Annotated in this window: 18 protein-coding genes; 8 read left to right on the top strand and 10 right to left on the bottom strand. The window is 71.0% G+C overall.

Features of this window, described 5'->3' with window-relative positions; genetic code table 11:
- Positions 1–65: 65 nt before the first annotated feature.
- Positions 66–1,682: a murein biosynthesis integral membrane protein MurJ gene (murJ, locus tag PSESU_RS04865; RefSeq protein ID WP_013534655.1), complete on the bottom strand. Its 1,617-nt coding sequence runs from the start codon at positions 1,680–1,682 to the stop codon at positions 66–68.
- A 131-nt stretch (positions 1,683–1,813) separates the two neighbouring features.
- Here murJ and rpsT point away from each other — a divergent pair, with 131 nt between their 5' ends.
- Positions 1,814–2,083, top strand: coding sequence for a 30S ribosomal protein S20 (rpsT, locus tag PSESU_RS04860; protein WP_013534654.1), 270 nt, complete (start codon positions 1,814–1,816; stop codon positions 2,081–2,083).
- Positions 2,084–2,192: 109 nt separating this feature from the next.
- Here rpsT and obgE read toward each other — a convergent pair whose 3' ends face one another.
- From obgE to rplU, 3 genes are all read right to left on the bottom strand, one after another.
- Entirely contained in the window at positions 2,193–3,257 is a 1,065-nt protein-coding gene (gene obgE / locus PSESU_RS04855; RefSeq protein WP_013534653.1) for a GTPase ObgE, read from the bottom strand.
- Positions 3,258–3,421: 164 nt separating this feature from the next.
- Positions 3,422–3,682, bottom strand: coding sequence for a 50S ribosomal protein L27 (gene rpmA / locus PSESU_RS04850; protein ID WP_013534652.1), 261 nt, complete (start codon positions 3,680–3,682; stop codon positions 3,422–3,424).
- Between the two features lie 19 nt (positions 3,683–3,701).
- Complete coding sequence (gene rplU / locus PSESU_RS04845; protein WP_013534651.1) at positions 3,702–4,010, bottom strand: 50S ribosomal protein L21; 309 nt, start codon at positions 4,008–4,010, stop codon at positions 3,702–3,704.
- A gap of 216 nt (positions 4,011–4,226) precedes the next feature.
- Here rplU and uvrA point away from each other — a divergent pair, with 216 nt between their 5' ends.
- Both uvrA and PSESU_RS04835 read left to right on the top strand, forming a co-directional pair.
- Positions 4,227–7,166: an excinuclease ABC subunit UvrA gene (uvrA, locus tag PSESU_RS04840; RefSeq protein WP_013534650.1), complete on the top strand. Its 2,940-nt coding sequence runs from the start codon at positions 4,227–4,229 to the stop codon at positions 7,164–7,166.
- On the top strand, positions 7,163–7,579 hold the full coding sequence (locus PSESU_RS04835; RefSeq protein WP_013534649.1) for an acyl-CoA thioesterase: 417 nt from the start codon (positions 7,163–7,165) through the stop codon (positions 7,577–7,579). The genes uvrA and PSESU_RS04835 overlap by 4 nt, the downstream gene beginning before the upstream one ends.
- A gap of 87 nt (positions 7,580–7,666) precedes the next feature.
- Here PSESU_RS04835 and PSESU_RS04830 read toward each other — a convergent pair whose 3' ends face one another.
- Both PSESU_RS04830 and PSESU_RS04825 read right to left on the bottom strand, forming a co-directional pair.
- Complete coding sequence (locus PSESU_RS04830; RefSeq protein ID WP_013534648.1) at positions 7,667–8,566, bottom strand: universal stress protein; 900 nt, start codon at positions 8,564–8,566, stop codon at positions 7,667–7,669.
- Between the two features lie 71 nt (positions 8,567–8,637).
- Positions 8,638–9,159: a copper chaperone PCu(A)C gene (locus PSESU_RS04825; RefSeq protein ID WP_041763858.1), complete on the bottom strand. Its 522-nt coding sequence runs from the start codon at positions 9,157–9,159 to the stop codon at positions 8,638–8,640.
- Between the two features lie 43 nt (positions 9,160–9,202).
- Between PSESU_RS04825 and PSESU_RS04820 the strand changes: the two genes are divergently transcribed.
- Positions 9,203–9,982: an enoyl-CoA hydratase/isomerase family protein gene (locus tag PSESU_RS04820; protein ID WP_013534646.1), complete on the top strand. Its 780-nt coding sequence runs from the start codon at positions 9,203–9,205 to the stop codon at positions 9,980–9,982.
- Positions 9,983–9,986: 4 nt separating this feature from the next.
- Here the strand turns inward: PSESU_RS04820 and PSESU_RS04815 are convergent, their stop codons facing one another.
- The gene (locus tag PSESU_RS04815) at positions 9,987–10,901 is read right to left on the bottom strand and encodes a LysR family transcriptional regulator (protein WP_013534645.1); all 915 of its coding nucleotides are present in this window, start codon (positions 10,899–10,901) and stop codon (positions 9,987–9,989) included.
- 104 nt (positions 10,902–11,005) lie between these two features.
- On the opposite strand from PSESU_RS04815, the gene PSESU_RS04810 reads away from it, so the two are divergent.
- A complete protein-coding gene (locus PSESU_RS04810) occupies positions 11,006–11,770 on the top strand; it encodes an SDR family NAD(P)-dependent oxidoreductase (RefSeq protein ID WP_013534644.1) in 765 nt (254 codons plus the stop codon).
- Between the two features lie 48 nt (positions 11,771–11,818).
- Here PSESU_RS04810 and PSESU_RS04805 read toward each other — a convergent pair whose 3' ends face one another.
- The 3 genes from PSESU_RS04805 to PSESU_RS04795 all read right to left on the bottom strand — a co-directional run bounded on the left by PSESU_RS04805 (position 11,819) and on the right by PSESU_RS04795 (position 14,284).
- Complete coding sequence (locus PSESU_RS04805) at positions 11,819–12,691, bottom strand: sulfurtransferase (RefSeq protein WP_013534643.1); 873 nt, start codon at positions 12,689–12,691, stop codon at positions 11,819–11,821.
- Positions 12,688–13,497: a CoA pyrophosphatase gene (locus tag PSESU_RS04800; RefSeq protein WP_013534642.1), complete on the bottom strand. Its 810-nt coding sequence runs from the start codon at positions 13,495–13,497 to the stop codon at positions 12,688–12,690. Before PSESU_RS04800 ends, PSESU_RS04805 begins: the two co-directional genes overlap by 4 nt.
- 85 nt (positions 13,498–13,582) lie before the next feature.
- Complete coding sequence (locus tag PSESU_RS04795) at positions 13,583–14,284, bottom strand: FKBP-type peptidyl-prolyl cis-trans isomerase N-terminal domain-containing protein (RefSeq protein ID WP_013534641.1); 702 nt, start codon at positions 14,282–14,284, stop codon at positions 13,583–13,585.
- 173 nt (positions 14,285–14,457) lie between these two features.
- Here PSESU_RS04795 and PSESU_RS04790 point away from each other — a divergent pair, with 173 nt between their 5' ends.
- From PSESU_RS04790 to nth, 3 genes are read left to right on the top strand one after another with little or no spacing between them, the layout of a single operon-like run.
- The gene (locus PSESU_RS04790; RefSeq protein ID WP_013534640.1) at positions 14,458–15,240 is read left to right on the top strand and encodes an enoyl-CoA hydratase/isomerase family protein; all 783 of its coding nucleotides are present in this window, start codon (positions 14,458–14,460) and stop codon (positions 15,238–15,240) included.
- A gap of 5 nt (positions 15,241–15,245) precedes the next feature.
- Positions 15,246–15,620 carry a hypothetical protein gene (locus tag PSESU_RS04785; RefSeq protein WP_013534639.1) on the top strand — a complete coding sequence of 125 codons (375 nt, stop codon included), beginning with the start codon at positions 15,246–15,248 and terminating at the stop codon, positions 15,618–15,620.
- The gene (nth, locus tag PSESU_RS04780; RefSeq protein WP_013534638.1) at positions 15,617–16,408 is read left to right on the top strand and encodes an endonuclease III; all 792 of its coding nucleotides are present in this window, start codon (positions 15,617–15,619) and stop codon (positions 16,406–16,408) included. Before PSESU_RS04785 ends, nth begins: the two co-directional genes overlap by 4 nt.
- The last annotated feature ends 56 nt before the right edge of the window (positions 16,409–16,464 follow it).

Below are 16,464 nucleotides of genomic sequence, written 5' to 3'. Positions count from 1 at the left end.
GCGGCCGGCGCAAGCCAAAGCCCCGCCCGCCGTCGACGCCCCGGCCCCCGTCAGCCCGGCCCGCGTCAGCCTCGCAGCTCGCGCGGACGCAGACCCAGCGCCAGCAGCATGCCGGCATAGGCCGCCGCACCGGTGCCGACCATCACCGCCAGCCGCCAGCCGCGCTCCCACCAGGCCCAGTCGGACCAGTCCGGCCACAGCCAGCCCCACCCCACGACCACCGCGGCCAGCGCCAGCGAGCCGGCACCGACCTGGACCAGCAGCTTTGCCCAGCCCGGCTGGCGGCGGTAGACCCCTGCCCGGCGCAGCATCCAGGCCAGTTGCAGGGCGTTGGTCCAGCCGGCCACCGCGATCGCCAGGGCCAGCAATGCATGGGCGCCGGGCACCATCCCGAGGGCGTCGATCGGGTGTCCACCCGCCTCGGAGAGAGCCTGGCGCCCGGTATCCGTGCCGTACACCAGGATGGCGAAGAACAGCAGGGTGCTGGCCGCGTTGACCAGCACGGAGACCACCGCCGCACGCACGGGCGAGCGGGTGTCCTGGCGCGAATAGAACGCCGGGGCCAACACCTTCACCAGCAGGAAGGCCGGCACGGCCAGCGACTGGGTGACCAGGCTGAGCGCACTCATGCGCGCATCCTCGGGGCCGAACTGGCCGTACTGGAACAGGGTGGCCACCAGCGGCTGGGCGCACAGCACCAGGCCCAGGGTGGCCGGCACGCCGACCAGCACGCACAGGCGGAAGCCCCAGTCCAGGCCACGCGAGAACCCGTCCGGATCGGCACTGGCATGGCGCGAGGACAGGTGCGGCAGGATCACCGTGCCGATCGCCACGCCGAACATGCCCAGCGGGAACTCCAGCAGGCGGTCGCTGTAGTACAGCCAGGTCATGCTGCCGCCGATCAGCAGCGAGGCAACCATGGTGTTGAACAGCAGGTTGAACTGGACCACCGAGGAACCGAACAGGGTCGGCACCATCAGGGTCATGACCCGGCGCACGCCCGCGTGGGCCAGGTCCAGGCGCGGGCGCGGCAGCAGGCCCAGCTTTGCCAGTGCGGGCAGGTGGAAGGCCAGCTGCAGGATGCCGGCCACCAGCACGCCCCAGGCCAGCACCTTCACCGACCCGCCCAGCCAGTGGCCACCCGCCCAGGCCGCGGCGATCAGCGACAGGTTCAGCAGCACCGGCGAGATCGCCGGCACCCCGAAGCGCTGCCAGGTGTTGAGGATGCCGCCGGCCAGCGAGGCCATTGAAATGAACAGCGCATACGGGAAGGTGATGCGCAGCATCTCCACGAACAGCGCGTAGGTCTCCGGGTCCTCGGTGAAGCCGGGCGCCAGCACCCTTCCCACCCAGGGCGCGAACAGCAGCACTGCCGCAGTCAGCACCAGCAGGGACGCGAGCAGCGAGCCGGCAACCCGGTCGATCAGGCCGCGTACCGCGTCCGGCCCGTGCTTCTCCTTGTATTCGGCCAGCACCGGCACGAAGGCCATCGAGAACGAGCCCTCGGCCGAAAGCCGGCGCATGAAGTTGGGGATGCGGAACGCGGCGATGAAGGCGTCCATCGCCGGGCTGGCGCCGAACACGATGGCGTAGACCTGGTCGCGGACCAGGCCGGAAACCCGCGAGATGAAGGTCAGCGAGCTGAACAGCGAGGCTGAACGCAGCAGCCGGGACCCGCTCATCGGCCCGCCCCCCGGCCGTCTACGGCCGGTCGGTCGTGGCGGTTGACCCAAGCCCTTGAATCAACCATAATTTCGCGTTCGCTGTACTCCACCATACCGTTTTCGTACCCGTTTTTCAGGAATCCACCGCCGTGGCCAACATCAAGTCCGCCAAGAAGCGCGCCAAGCAGACGGTCGTGCGCAACGCGCGCAACACCGCCCAGCGCTCGCAGCTCCGCACCGCCGTCAAGAAGGTCCTCAAGGCCCTGGACGCCAACGACGCCGCCGGCGCCGAAGCCGCCTTCGCCATCGCCCAGCCGCTGCTGGATCGCTTCAGCGCCCGCGGCCTGATCCACAAGAACAAGGCTGCCCGCCACAAGAGCCGCCTGACCGCGCGCATCAAGGCCATCAAGGCCGCCTGATCCCTGTCCGGGGGCGGGCCGCGCATCGCGCGCCGGCCCTTCCGCGCCAGCCAGGCATGCCATGAAAAACCCGGCTTCGGCCGGGTTTTTCGTTGCGCGGAATCCAGCCTCAGGCCGATGCATCTTCATCGGCCTCGGCTTCGGCCTGGCGCTGCCGGTCGAGGAACGCCATCACCTGCTGCATGATAGGCCAGATGCCCTCGCGGCCGAGGGCCGAGACCAGGAACCAGGGCTGGGTCCAGCCCAGCTCGGCGATGATCGCCTCGGCGCGCTGCCGGGCTTCGTCCTCGAACATGAGGTCGGCCTTGTTCAGCACCAGCCAGCGCGGCTTGGCCAGCAGTTCCGGATCGTGCCGCTCCAGCTCGCGCTCGATCGCCCGCACCTGTTCGACCGGCGACATGACCTCCTCGCCCTCGTAGCCCTCCAGCGGCGCGATGTCGACGAGGTGCAGCAGCAGGCGGGTGCGCTGCAGGTGACGCAGGAACTGCGCGCCGAGGCCGGCGCCGTCGGCGGCGCCCTCGATCAGGCCGGGGATGTCGGCGATCACGAAGCTGCGGTGCGCCTCGACGCTGACCACGCCCAGGTTCGGATAGAGGGTGGTGAACGGATAGTCGGCCACCTTCGGGGTCGCGGCCGAGACAGCGCGGACGAAGGTGCTCTTGCCGGCGTTGGGGAAGCCCAGCAGGCCGACGTCGGCCAGCAGCTTCAGCTCCAGCTTCAGGTTGCGCTGCTCGCCCGGCTCGCCCGGGGTGGCCTGGCGCGGAGCCCGGTTGACCGAGCTCTTGAAATGCATGTTGCCGAGGCCGCCCTTGCCGCCACGGGCCACCAGCAGGCGGTCGCCATGGCGGGTCAGGTCGCCGATGACCTCGTCGGTCTCGACATTGGTCACCACGGTGCCGACCGGCACGGTGATGACCAGGTCATCGCCGCCCTTGCCGTACATCTGCCGGCCCATGCCGTTCTCGCCGCGCTGGGCGCGGAACCGGCGCTCGTGGCGGAAGTCGACCAGGGTGTTCAGGTTCTCGTCGGCGACCAGCCAGACGCTGCCGCCATTGCCACCGTCGCCGCCGTCCGGCCCGCCCAGCGGGATGAACTTCTCGCGCCGGAAACCGACGCATCCATTGCCGCCATTGCCGGCGATCACCTCGATTTCAGCTTCGTCGACCAGTTTCATGGGGCACGGGGACTCGGGAAGGGGGAAATACTGCTTGCGGGGCACAGTCTAGCCGGCCCGCCACGCAGGCGGCCGGGACCGGGTTTTTGCCTGCCCCAGAAACGGAAAGCCCCGCCTAAGCGGGGCCTGCCGTGCGATCCGGCCGCGCCAGGCGCGGCCAGCAATCAGGCTTCAGCGACGACGCTGACGGTACGGCGCTTGGCCGCACCCTTGACCGAGAACTCGACCTTGCCGTCGACCAGCGCGAACAGGGTGTGGTCGCGGCCCAGGCCGACGCCGGCGCCCGGGTGGAACTGGGTGCCACGCTGGCGGACGATGATGTTGCCGGCTTCGACGGCCTGGCCGCCGAAGATCTTCACGCCCAGGTACTTCGGGTTGGAATCGCGGCCGTTGCGCGAGGAGCCTACGCCCTTTTTGTGTGCCATGACGGATTCTCCTTACTGATTAGCCGGCGATGCCGGTGATTTCGATTTCGGTGTAGTACTGGCGGTGGCCCTGCCGCTTCATGTGGTGCTTGCGGCGGCGGAACTTGATGATGCGGACCTTGTCGGCGCGGCCATGGGCCACGACCTTGGCGGTCACGCTGGCACCCTTGAGGGCGTCACCGATCTTGATCCCGTCGCTGTCGCCCAGCATCAGGATGTCTTCGAACTTGATCTCGGAGCCGGCTTCGGCCTCGAGCTTCTCGACGCGGAGCGTTTCGCCCTGCGCCACGCGGTACTGCTTACCGCCGGTTACCAGAACTGCGTACATGACCAGGCATTCCTCTGTTGTTATTGTGGTCAAACCTGCCCGCATCGGGGCGGACAGAAGCGGAATTGTAGTGGCCCGGCCAAGTCCGGGTCAAGCCACCCCCGGACCTGAACCGCAGCCCCGCCCCGCCGCCCGGCGGCTTGCGGTGGATGGCCGTTGCCCCCAAATCCAGCGTTCCCTTACGCTGGCGCATTGCCTCCGCAGAGCCCCCCACTGATGGATGCCATCAAGATCCGCGGCGCGCGGACACACAACCTCAAGAACCTCGACCTCGACCTGCCCCGCGACAAGCTGATCGTGATCACCGGCCTGTCCGGCTCCGGCAAGTCCTCGTTGGCGTTCGACACGATCTACGCGGAAGGCCAGCGGCGCTACGTCGAGTCGCTGTCGGCCTATGCCCGCCAGTTCCTGTCGGTGATGGAGAAGCCCGATGTCGACCACATCGAGGGCCTGTCCCCGGCGATCTCGATCGAACAGAAGTCGACCTCGCACAACCCGCGCTCGACCGTAGGCACGATCACCGAGATCTACGACTACCTGCGCCTGCTGTACGCGCGGGTGGGCATCCCGCGCTGCCCCGACCACGGCTACCCGCTGGAAGCCCAGACCGTCGGCCAGATGGTCGACCAGGTACTGGCGCTGGACCCGGAGCAGCGCTGGATGCTGCTGGCCCCGGTCGTGCGCGAGCGCAAGGGCGAGCACGTGCAGGTGTTCGAGCAGCTGCGCGCCCAGGGCTTCGTCCGGGTGCGGGTCGACGGCACCCTGCACGAGATCGACGCGGTCCCGGCCCTGGCCCTGCGCCAGAAGCACACCATCGAGGCGGTGATCGACCGCTTCCGCCCGCGCGACGACATCAAGCAGCGCCTGGCCGAATCGTTCGAGACCGCGCTCAAGCTCGGCGACGGCATGGCCATGGTGATGTCGCTGGACAACCCGGAGACGCCGCCGCAGCTGTTCTCCTCCAAGTACTCCTGCCCGGTGTGCGACTACTCGCTGCCGGACCTGGAGCCGCGCCTGTTCTCGTTCAACGCGCCGATGGGCGCCTGCCCGTCCTGCGACGGTCTGGGCATGGCCGAGTTCTTCGATCCGTCGCGCGTGGTCGCGCACCCGGAGCTGTCGCTGGCGGCCGGCGCGGTGCGCGGCTGGGACCGCCGCAACGCGTACTACTTCCAGCTGATCAACTCGCTGGCCAAGCACTACCGCTTCGATCCGGACACGGCCTGGAACCAGCTGCCGGAGAACGTGAAGCAGGCGGTGCTGTACGGCAGCGGCGACGAGGTCATCAGCTTCACCTACCTCACCGAGGCCGGCGGCCGCACCCAGCGCAAGCACCGCTTCGAGGGCATCATCAACAACCTCGAGCGCCGCTACCGCGAGACCGAGTCGGCGGCGGTGCAGGAGGAGCTGGGCAAGTACATCTCCGAGCGCGCCTGCCCGGAATGCGGCGGCGCCCGCCTCAACCGCGCCGCGCGCAACGTGTTCGTCGCCGACCGGCCGCTGCCCGACCTGGTGGTGCTGCCGATCGACGAGGCGCTGTCGTTCTTCCGCAACCTGCAACTGCCCGGCTGGCGCGGCGAGATCGCGGCCAAGATCGTCAAGGAGATCAACGAGCGCCTCGGCTTCCTGGTCGATGTCGGCCTGGACTACCTCACGCTCGAGCGCAAGGCCGACACCCTGTCCGGCGGCGAGGCCCAGCGCATCCGCCTGGCCAGCCAGATCGGCGCCGGCCTGGTCGGCGTGATGTACGTGCTCGACGAGCCGTCCATCGGCCTGCACCAGCGCGACAACGAGCGCCTGCTCGGCACTCTCACCCGCCTGCGCGACCTCGGCAACACCGTGATCGTGGTCGAGCATGACGAGGACGCGATCCGTGCCGCCGACCACGTGCTGGATATCGGCCCCGGCGCCGGCGTGCACGGCGGCGAGATCGTCGGCCAGGGCACCCTGGAGGACCTGGTGCGCTCGCCGCGCTCGCTGACCGGGCAGTACCTGTCCGGCAAGCGGAAGATCGAGGTGCCGGCCAGGCGACACAAGCCGAATCCGAAGATGACCCTGCGCCTGCGCGGGGCCAGCGGCAACAACCTCAAGGACGTCGACCTGGAGATCCCGGCGGGGCTGATGACCTGCGTCACCGGCGTGTCCGGCTCCGGCAAGTCGACCCTGGTCAACGACACCCTGTTCGCGCTGGCGGCCAACGAGATCAACGGCGCCTCGCACCAGGTGGCGCCGTACCGCGAGATCGAGGGCCTGGACCTGTTCGACAAGATCGTCGACATCGACCAGTCGCCGATCGGCCGCACCCCGCGCTCGAACCCGGCCACCTATACCGGCCTGTTCACCCCGCTGCGCGAGCTGTACGCGCAGGTGCCGGAAGCGCGTGCGCGCGGCTACTCGCCGGGCCGCTTCAGCTTCAACGTGCGCGGCGGCCGCTGCGAGGCCTGCCAGGGCGACGGCCTGATCAAGGTCGAGATGCACTTCCTGCCGGACGTGTACGTGCCCTGCGACGTCTGCGGCGGCAAGCGCTACAACCGCGAGACCCTGGACATCCTGTACAAGGGCCACAGCATCCACGACGTGCTGGAGATGACGGTCGAGGACGCGCTCAAGCTGTTCGAGCCGGTGCCCTCGATCGCGCGCAAGCTCGAGACCCTGGTCGACGTCGGCCTGAGCTACGTCAAGCTGGGCCAGAGCGCCACGACGCTCTCCGGCGGCGAGGCCCAGCGCGTGAAGCTGTCCAAGGAGCTGTCGCGCCGCGATACCGGCCGCACCCTGTACATCCTCGACGAGCCGACCACCGGCCTGCACTTCCACGACATCGAGCACCTGCTCGGCGTGCTCCATCGCCTGCGCGACGAGGGCAATACCGTGGTGGTGATCGAGCACAACCTCGACGTGATCAAGACCGCCGACTGGGTCGTGGACCTCGGCCCGGAAGGCGGACACCGCGGCGGCCAGATCATCGCCACCGGCACGCCGGAGGAGATCGCCGCCAACCCGGCCTCGCATACCGGCCGCTTCCTGGCCAAGCTGCTGCCGGAGGGCCAGGCGCCGCGCGGCAGCAAGCCCGCCGCCGTGGCCAGGGACCCGGTGCTGCCGCCGCGCAAGAGCGCGACCAGGAAGGCACCGGCGAAGAAATCGAAGAAGAAGACCGCATGAGCAACGAATCCCCCGCCCCGCGCCTGCTGGCGCGTGTTCCGATCAGCGTGCGCTGGCGCGACATGGACGCCATGGGCCACGTCAACAACGCCAAGTACATCTCCTACCTGGAGGAGGCGCGCGTGCGCTGGATGCAGGGCGTGCCCGGCGTGTCGATGACCGACCGCATCGCCCCGGTCGTGGCCGCCACCAACGTCAACTACCGCGCGCCGATCGTGTGGCCGAACGACATCGTCGTGGAGCTGTTCGTCGAGCGCCTGGGCAACAGCAGCGTGACCATCGGCCACCGCATCCTCGACCAGAAGGACGAGAAGGTGCTGTATTCGGACGGCAATGTCGTGGTGGTCTGGATGGACACCCAGAGCGGCCGCAGCGCCCCGCTGCCGGACGCGATCCGCGCCGCCACCGCCTGATGGCATGACCGCGCCGGGGGGCGCGGTTTCCTGGCAGGGAACCCGCCGCCGCATCCCGGGATGCGGCGGTTTTCCCGTGCGTGCGGGTCAGCGTGCCTGCGCGTGCAGGTCGCGGACGACCAGGGTATCGACCGGCGACTCATCTACCAGGCGCTGGGCGACATGGCCGAGCAGCACGTCGAACACCGCGCTGCGGCCATGCGAGGACACCACCGCCAGGTCGACCGGGTACTGGCTGGCGTAGAGGCGCAGCAGCAGGGCCGGGTCGCAACGCTCCACCACCATGCCCACCGCGCTGGCGCCACCCGGCGGCTCGCACGCGGCAATGAACGCCTGGCCCTCGGCCAACGCGGCGTCGCGCGCCGCGGCCAGCAGCGCGTCGCGGCCTGTGTCGGCCAGGCCGGCCATCGGCACGTCGTAGCCATGCAGGACGCCGATCGCGGCCTCCGGGAACATGCCGGTAGCGGTGCGGAAGGCGGACTTCGAGGATTCCGACCAGTCGCTGGTGACCACCATGCGCTGGTAGGGGCCATGCACGCGCCGGCGGACCACCAGCACCGGCACCGGCGAGCGCCGCGCCAGCTGGTCGACGGTCGAGCCGAGCACCAGCCGTCCGAGGGTTTCGTAGCGCGCCACGCCGGTGACGATCAGCCCGCAGTCCTCCTCGCGCGCCAGGTCCAGCAGGCGGTCGGCGACGCGACCGCCCTCCAGCACGCGCAGGTCGATCTCCACGCCGCGGATCCCGGCCTCGGCCTGCAGCAGCTTGCGGGCCTCATCCACCGGATCGCTGCCGCGGTACCAGGCCGGCGGATCGCGGACCAGCATGCCGTGCGCCTCGACCGCGTTCTCGTCGACCACGTTGGCCACCACCAGGCGCGCATCCCAGGCGCGAGCCAGCTGCACTGCACGGTCCAGGGCACGGTCGCTACGCGCATCCAGGTCGCTGGCCAGCAGGATCGAACGGGGACGGGCGTGTGCGTCGCTCATGCTTCCCTCCTTGTCGCCGGCGGCTCCTGCCCCGGCCATGGCCCGACCGCATGCGCGGCGCGGGCGGGTCCTCAGTGGTGGTGGTGCGCGTGCGCCCCGGCGGCCGGCGCGGCGGCGCCCGGCGCGCCGCGCTGCACGGTCAGCTCCACCGCGACCTCGCTGCCATCGGCCAGCAGCAACACCAGCGGCACGCGCTCGCCCTCGGCCAGCGGCTTTGCCGGCTGCATCAGCATCAGGTGCAGGCCGCCGGGCTGGAGCACGGCTTCGCCGCGTGCGGCCAGCGGCAGCTGGGCGATCTCGCGCATGCGGCTGACGCCATCGACCTGGGTGGTTTCGTGCACCGTCACTTCGCCGAATACCGGGCTGCGCGCACCGACCACCGCGACCGCCTGGCCGCACCTGTTGGCGAGGCGGCCGAAGCCGGCAAGCATGCGCGGCTGCGGCACCGGCGACAGCCGGATCCAGCCGGCGTCCATCGCCACGCACGGGGTCTTCGACGACGCCTTCGCGGCCGGCGTGGCGGCGGAGGCAGTGGCGGGGAGCGTGGCCACGAAGGCCAGCAGGGCAACAGGCAGCAGGCGTCGGATGTCCATGCGCCTATCATAGCCGCCCCATACGCCCGCCACTGGACCACCCATGAACGCATACGTGCAGAGCATCGACCATGGCCGCATCCGCGAGCTGCGCCTGGCGCGCCCGCCGGTCAACGCCCTGGATCCTGCGCTGTGCCGCGCGCTGATCGCCGGCGTGGAAGGCGCGGTGGCCGAGGACATGGACGCGGTGGTGGTGTCCGGTGCGCCGGGCATGTTCTCCGCCGGCCTGGACGTGCCCCACCTGGTGTCGCTGGGCGAGGACCGCCACGCACTGCAGGCGGCATGGGGCGCGTTCTTCGGCGCGGCGCGTGCGCTGGCCGGGCTGCGCATCCCGGTTGTGGCCGCGATCACCGGCCACGCGCCGGCCGGCGGCTGCGTGCTGTCGCTGTGCTGCGACTACCGGGTGATGGCGCGTTCGCCGGATCCCAAGCGACCCTTCACCATCGGCATGAACGAGACCCAGGTCGGCCTGGCCGTTCCCGACGGTGCGCAGCAGCTGATGCGCCGGGTGATCGGCCACCACCGCGCCGAGCGCCTGCTGGTCGCCGGTGCGATGGTCCCGGACGAGGAGGCGCTGCGGATCGGCCTGGTCGACGAGCTGGTCGCGGTGGAGGAAGTCGTCCCGCGTGCGCTGGCCTGGCTGGAGCCGCTGCTGCGCCTGCCGCGTGCGCCGATGCTGCAGACCCGCGCACTGGCCCGCGCCGACCTCATCCGCGCGCTCGATCCGGAGCACCTGCACCTGGACCGCTTCGCCGAAGGCTGGTACGAGCCGGATACCCAGGCCGGCCTGCGCGCCCTGCTGGCGAGGCTCGGCAAGGCCTGAGGCTTCAGCCTTCCCACGGCTCCAGGTGCGCGGCCAGCACCTGGGCCAGCCAGTCCATCACCTCGCGCACCCGCCGCGGCATGTGCCGCTGCAGCGGGTACAGCAGGCTGACCGGCATCGGCGCTGCCGGCAGCCTCGGCAGCACCTCGACCAGGCGGCCGTCGGCCAGCGCCTCGCGCACGGCGAAGCGTGGCAGCTGGATCAGGCCCAGCCCGGCCAGCGCCGCGCCCACGTAGGCCTCGCCGTTGTCGACGGTGACCGCGCCCGGCATCTCCAGGCTGGCGTAGCCGCCATCCGGCAGCGGGTATTCGAAACCTTCCGGCTTCTGGCCGAAGGCCACGGCGAACTGCACCAGCCGGTGCGAGGCCAGGTCCTCCAGCGCGCGCGGCACGCCGTGCCGTTCCAGGTAGGCGGGACTGGCGCAGGTGGCCACCGGCGCCATGCCCAGCCGGCGCGCGACCAGGCTGGGGTCGGCCACCTCGCCGGTGCGGACCACGCAGTCGTAGCCCTCGCGCACCACGTCGACCCGGCGCTCGCCCGCGCCCAGTTCCACCTGCAGCCCCGGATGCGCGTCCAGGAACGCACCCAGTCGCGGCAGCACCAGCTGCCGGGCCATGCCGCCGGACATGCCGATCCGCACCCGCCCGCTGAGCTGCTGCGGTTCCTGGCGGAACATCGTGTGCAGCTCCTCGGCCTCACCGAGGAAGTCGCGGCAGCGCTCCAGGAACACGGCGCCGTCGCCGGTCAGCTGCACCCTCCGGGTGGTGCGGTGGAACAGCTGGGTCCCGAGTGCCGACTCCAGCCGGCGCACCGCACCGGACACGCTGGCCTTTGGCAGGCCGAGACTGTCGGCGGCACGGGTGAAGCCGCCCAGTTCGGCGACGCGGACGAAGATCCGGTAGTGCTCCAGCTGGTCCATTGATTGTTCGTCCCTGGCGAACAAAGAAATCAGTTCCGGCGAGTTTATCAGCCATGGCGCGATCAATAGCCTGTGCGCGTCCCATCCCCAACTGGAGCAGCGCCATGCATACCCCCGTCTCTCCCGTCACCCTGGTCACCGGCGGCAGCCGTGGCCTGGGCCGTGCCGCCGCCATCCATCTGGCCCGTGCCGGCCACGACCTGGTCCTGACCTACCGCAGCAAGGCCGAAGAGGCCGAAGCCGTCGCCGCGGAAGTGCGTGCGCTTGGCCGCCAGGTCGCCGTGCTGCCACTGGACGTGGCCGACAGCGACAGCTTCCCGGCGTTCGCCGCGCAGGTGGGCGCGGTGCTGGTGGGCTGGGGTCGCGAACGCTTCGACAACCTTGTCAACAACGCCGGCGTCGGCCTGGTCGTCCCGTTCGCTGAGACCACCGGCGAGCAGCTGGATGCGATGTACCGGATCCACTTCAAGGGCCCGTACCTGCTGGCGCAGGCCCTGCTGCCGCTGATCGCCGACGGCGGCAACATCCTCAACGTGTCCAGCGGCCTGGCCCGCTTCGTGTTCCCGGGCTATTCGGCCTACGCGGCGATGAAGGGCGCGGTCGAGGTCCTCACCCGCTTCCAGGCGGCCGAACTGGGCGAGCGCCGGATCCGGGTCAACACCCTGGCGCCCGGCGCGATCGAGACCGATTTCGGTGGCGGCCGCCTGCGCGAGGATCGCGAACTCAACGCCGCGGTGGCCGCGGGCACGGCGCTGGGCCGCACCGGGCAGGCGGACGACATCGGGGGCGCGGTGGTGGCCCTGCTGTCGCCGCAGACCGGCTGGATCAACGCGCAGCGGATCGAGGCGGCCGGCGGTTTCCGGATCTGATCCGGCCTGGGCAACACCCGACCGGCGGGGGCCTGCCCGCCGGTTTTCCTATGCCTGGGCGCCTTGCGCGACCGGGCGGGCGGGATCGGCGATCCAGCCGCTCCAGGAACCGGCGAACACTTTCGCGCCCGGCAGGCCGGCATGTTCCATCGCCAGCAGCAGGTGGCAGGCGGTGACACCCGAGCCGCACATCAGCACGGCATCGCCGGGTGCGCGGCCGTGCAGCAACGGCTCCAGCTCCGCGCGCAGCTCATCGGCCGGACGGAAGCGGCCATCGCGCAGGTTCATGGTGAACGGGCGGTTGACCGCGCCTGGCACGTGGCCGGCGACCGGGTCGATCGGTTCGACCTCGCCGCGGAAGCGCTCGGCGCCGCGCGCATCGAACAGCCAGCCGGTGGGCTCGTCCAGCCGCTGCAGCACGTCGGCCGCGGTGGCGATGCGCTGCGGGTCGTAGCCCGGCGAGGGATACGGCGGCAGCGGCGCCGGGGCGCCGGCGTCATCGCTGGATTCGGGAAGGCCTGCGGCACGCCAGGCGGCCAGGCCGCCATCGAGCACCGCCACCCGTGTATGGCCCAGCATGCGCAGCAGCCACCAGGCGCGGGCCGCGGCCATGCTGCCGTCGCCGGCGTCGTAGACCACCACCTGGTGTTCCGGGGCGATGCCCCACTCGCCCACCCGGCGGGCGAAATCCGCCGCGGCCGGCAGCGGATGCCGGCCTTCGCCCTCCACGCCGTGGTCGGACAGGTCGCGGTCCAGGTCGGCATGGCGCGCGCGCGGCAGATGTGCGGCGGCGAAGGCGGCGGCGCCGGCGGCCGGATCGGTCAGCACCGCGCGCGCATCGAGCAGGCGCAGGCGCGGGTTGTCGAGCCCAGCGGCCAGCGTGGGAACGTCGACCAGGGTGGTCCAGCCCATCTCGCTCATGCGCCCTCCTCCAGGCGTCGCCTCAGGTTGTACAGGATCGCCGCGGTCGCGCCCCAGATCCGCTGGCCGGGCCAGTCGTATTCGAGCACGGTGCGGGTGCGCCCGCGGTAGTCCATGTCGATGCTGCGCAGGCGCGAGGGCTCCATCAGGTAGTCCAGCGGCACCTCGAACACCTGCGCCACCTCACCCGGCTCCGGGCGCGGATTGAAGTCCGGATCGATCGCGGCCACCACCGGGGTGATGCGGAAGCCGCTGATGGTCAGCAGCGGGTCCAGGTAGCCCAGCGGCGCGACCTTGTGCAGCGGCAGCGCGATCTCCTCGTCGCTCTCGCGCAGGGCCGCGCCGAGCACTCCGCGGTCGGAAGCCTCGACCCGCCCGCCGGGGAAGCTGACCTGGCCACCGTGGTGGCGCAGGCCGTCGGTGCGCAGGGTCAGCAGCACCCGCGTGCCGTCGCCGCGCGGGACCAGGCCGACCAGCACCGCGGCCTCGGCGGGCCGGCGGTCGGGCAGCAGCAGGTCGCTCAGCTCGTCGCGGTTCCAACCCTGCTCGCGCGGCGGGTGGCGCAGCGGATGCAGTACCCGCTCCAGCTCGCTGCGCTCGCGCAGCCGCTGCATGAAGGCCTGGCGCTGGCTCTGGCGTTGCTGCAACACGTCCTCCATCAGGTACCGGCGCTGCACCTCGTCCATCCGCGACCAGGCGCCGATCTCCGGGCCGCTGCGCAGGCAACCTTCGCACAGGCCGTCGCTGCCGAGGCGGCAAAGCCCGATGCACGGGCTGGATACGGGAAGATCGGGACTCGCGCTCACGTGGTCTCGGGGGACTGCTGGGCCGGAAACGACTGCGCCGGCATGAAGCCGGCGCAGCAACACAGACGGCGATGGACGCCGGGTATTACTTGACCGACACCAGCTTGATCTCGAACACCACCGCCACGTTCGGCGGGAAGCCGGTGCGCGGGTCGGCGCCGTAGGCCTTGTCCGGCGGCAGGGCGACTTCCCACTTCGAGCCGGCCGGCATCTGCAGCAGGACCTCGCGCATGGCGGCCATCTCGACCTCGCTGACCTTCATGCCCGGGATCTGCTGGGCCGGACGCGCCTGCTCCGGACGCTGGCCGTACGGGTACGGGCCGGCGACTTCCAGCTGCACGGTGCTGGCCTGGGTCGGCTTGGCGCCATTGCCGGCCTCGATCACCTTGTAGGCGACGCCGCTGGGCAGGGTCTTCACGCCCGCCTGGCCCTTGAAGCTGGTGATGAACTGGTCGGAGCGGGTCTTGTTCTCGGCCGCGACCTTGTCGTACTGGGCCTTGGCCTGCTGGGCGCGGGACTGCTCGCGCTGCTGGAAGGCTTCCAGGGCCGGCTTCAGCTGGTCGGCGGTGATGGCGGGCTCCTTCTTGCCCAGGGCGTCCTGCAGGCCCTTGACCACCGAATTGACGTCGAGCTGCTCGCCACGGGCCTGCAGTTCGGCAAGGTTGTTGCCATAGTCGTAGCCGAAGTAATAGCTCAGCTTGCCCTTCTCGGACGTGGTGTCCTGGGCGAAGGCACTGCCGGCCACGGCCATGGCGGCGAGGGCGACAGCAATCGGACGCAACTTCATCAAGATCTTCTCCGAAGGGGGAACCGGGCGGCCCCGGGTATGGCGACGCGCTAGGATAGCCGCCGCTTGGTTCGCCGCGCCATAGCGCGGGGGTCAGGCCTGTGACCTTGGCACGGGACAATAGTTCCGGCCACCTTCTTCACATTCCCGAACAAGACCAGACAAGGAGCCACATGGCGTCCAGTCCCGTTACCGTCCGCGACGCCGAAGGCGTGCGTACCCTGACCATCGACCGCCCCGAGCGGCTCAACGCCCTGGACCGGCAGACCCTGGAGGCGCTGGACGCGGCCTTCGCCGCGGCCGCCGGGGACGAGGCCGTGCGCGTGGTGGTGCTCACCGGCGCCGGCCCCAAGGCCTTCGTCGCCGGCGCCGACATCGCCGAGATGAACCAGCTCGACGCGATCGCCGCGCGCGAGTTCTCCCTGCTGGGCCAGCGCCTGATGCGCCGGATCGAGCGCATGCCCAAGCCGGTGCTGGCCGCGGTCAACGGCTTCGCCCTTGGCGGCGGCCTGGAACTGGCGATGGCCTGCCACCTGCGCATTGCCGCCGACAGCGCCCGCATGGGCCAGCCGGAGATCAACCTGGGCCTGGTCCCGGGCTTCGGCGGCACCCAGCGCCTGGTGCGCCTGTGCGGCCGCGCCGCGGCGCTGGAGCTGTGCCTGCTCGGCAAGCCCATCGATGCCGCCCGCGCCCAGCAGCTGGGCCTGGTGAACCGGGTGGTCCCGGCCGCGGAACTCGAGTCCGAGGTCGCGGCGCTTGCCGGCAGCCTGGCCAGGGCCGCGCCGCTGGCGCTGCGCGCGATCCTCGACGCGGTGGTGATCGGCGGCGAGTGCGCACTGGAGGAGGGCCTGCAGTTCGAGAGCGCGCAGTTCGCCCTGCTGTTCGCCACCGAGGACATGCGCGAGGGCACGACCGCGTTCCTGGAGAAGCGCGCGCCGCAGTTCCGCAAGCGCTGAAGCCGATGATCGATCCCGTGCACGACCCCGCGCGCGCGGCCCGACGCGCCACGCTGCTCGCCCTGCTTGGCCGGGGCGATGTCGATGCCGCGCTGCAGGCGGGGCTGATGGATTACCCCGCCCTGCCCGGCGACGACACCGATGCCCCGCTGCTGGCGGCGCAGCAACGGCTGCGCACGGCCTGGGAGGCGCGCGAGCGGCATCGCGCCCGCGCCGCCCGGTTGGCGCGCATCGCCGCCGAGCGCGAGGCCCGGCGCCGTGCCGCGGCCACCCCCGCCACTGCGCCGGGTGCTCCCGCTCCCGGCCCTGCCCTGCCGCCCGCGGCCGCCGCGGCGCTCGAACGCGCCCGTGCGCGCGCCGCTGCGGCCCGCAAGCCATGAGCAGCGTGGCCAGCAAGCGTGCTGCCGCGGCCAAGTCGGCAAAGAAGCCGGCGGCAAAGACGGTGGCAAAGAAGGCCACGAAATCCGCGGCGGCCGGCAAGGCCGTGGCCAAGCCACGCATCCGTGCCCGTGCCGGGCGACTGGCGAAGCCCGAAGTGCACGAGCTGTTCTCGCGCCTGCGCGAACTCAATCCGCGCCCGACCACCGAGCTGGAATACAGCACGCCGTTCGAGTTGCTGGTGGCGGTGGCGCTGTCGGCCCAGGCCACCGATGTGGGCGTCAACAAGGCGACCCGTCGCCTGTTCCCGGTGGCCAATACGCCCGCGGCGATCCTGGCCCTGGGCGAGGACGGGCTGAAGCAGTACATCAACACCATCGGCCTGTTCAACGCCAAGGCCGCGAACGTGATCGCCACCTGCCGGATCCTGCTGGAGAAGCACGGCGGCGAAGTGCCGCGCGAGCGCGAGGCGCTGGAGGCGCTGCCCGGCGTCGGCCGCAAGACCGCCAACGTGGTCCTCAACACCGCATTCGGCGAGCCGACCATCGCGGTGGACACGCATATCTTCCGCGTCTCCAACCGCACCGGCCTGGCCCCGGGCAAGGACGTGCGCGCGGTCGAGGACGAGCTGCTGCGCACGGTGCCGGCGGAGTTCATGCAGGACGCCCACCACTGGCTGATCCTGCACGGCCGCTACGTGTGCAAGGCACGCAAGCCGGAATGCCCGCGCTGCGTGATCCGCGACCTGTGCCGGTTCCCGGACAAGACGCCCGGCAGCGCCGAAGACTGAAAGCACGGAGGCCGCTTGCGCGGCCTCTCCGTGGGTCACCGGCTCCCGCCCGGGAA

Origin of the sequence: Pseudoxanthomonas suwonensis 11-1 (assembly GCF_000185965.1) — a bacterium.
GTDB lineage: Bacteria > Pseudomonadota > Gammaproteobacteria > Xanthomonadales > Xanthomonadaceae > Pseudoxanthomonas > Pseudoxanthomonas suwonensis_A.
Note: the sequence above shows the minus strand (reverse complement) of the source record. Positions and strands in the feature narration are given on the sequence as shown.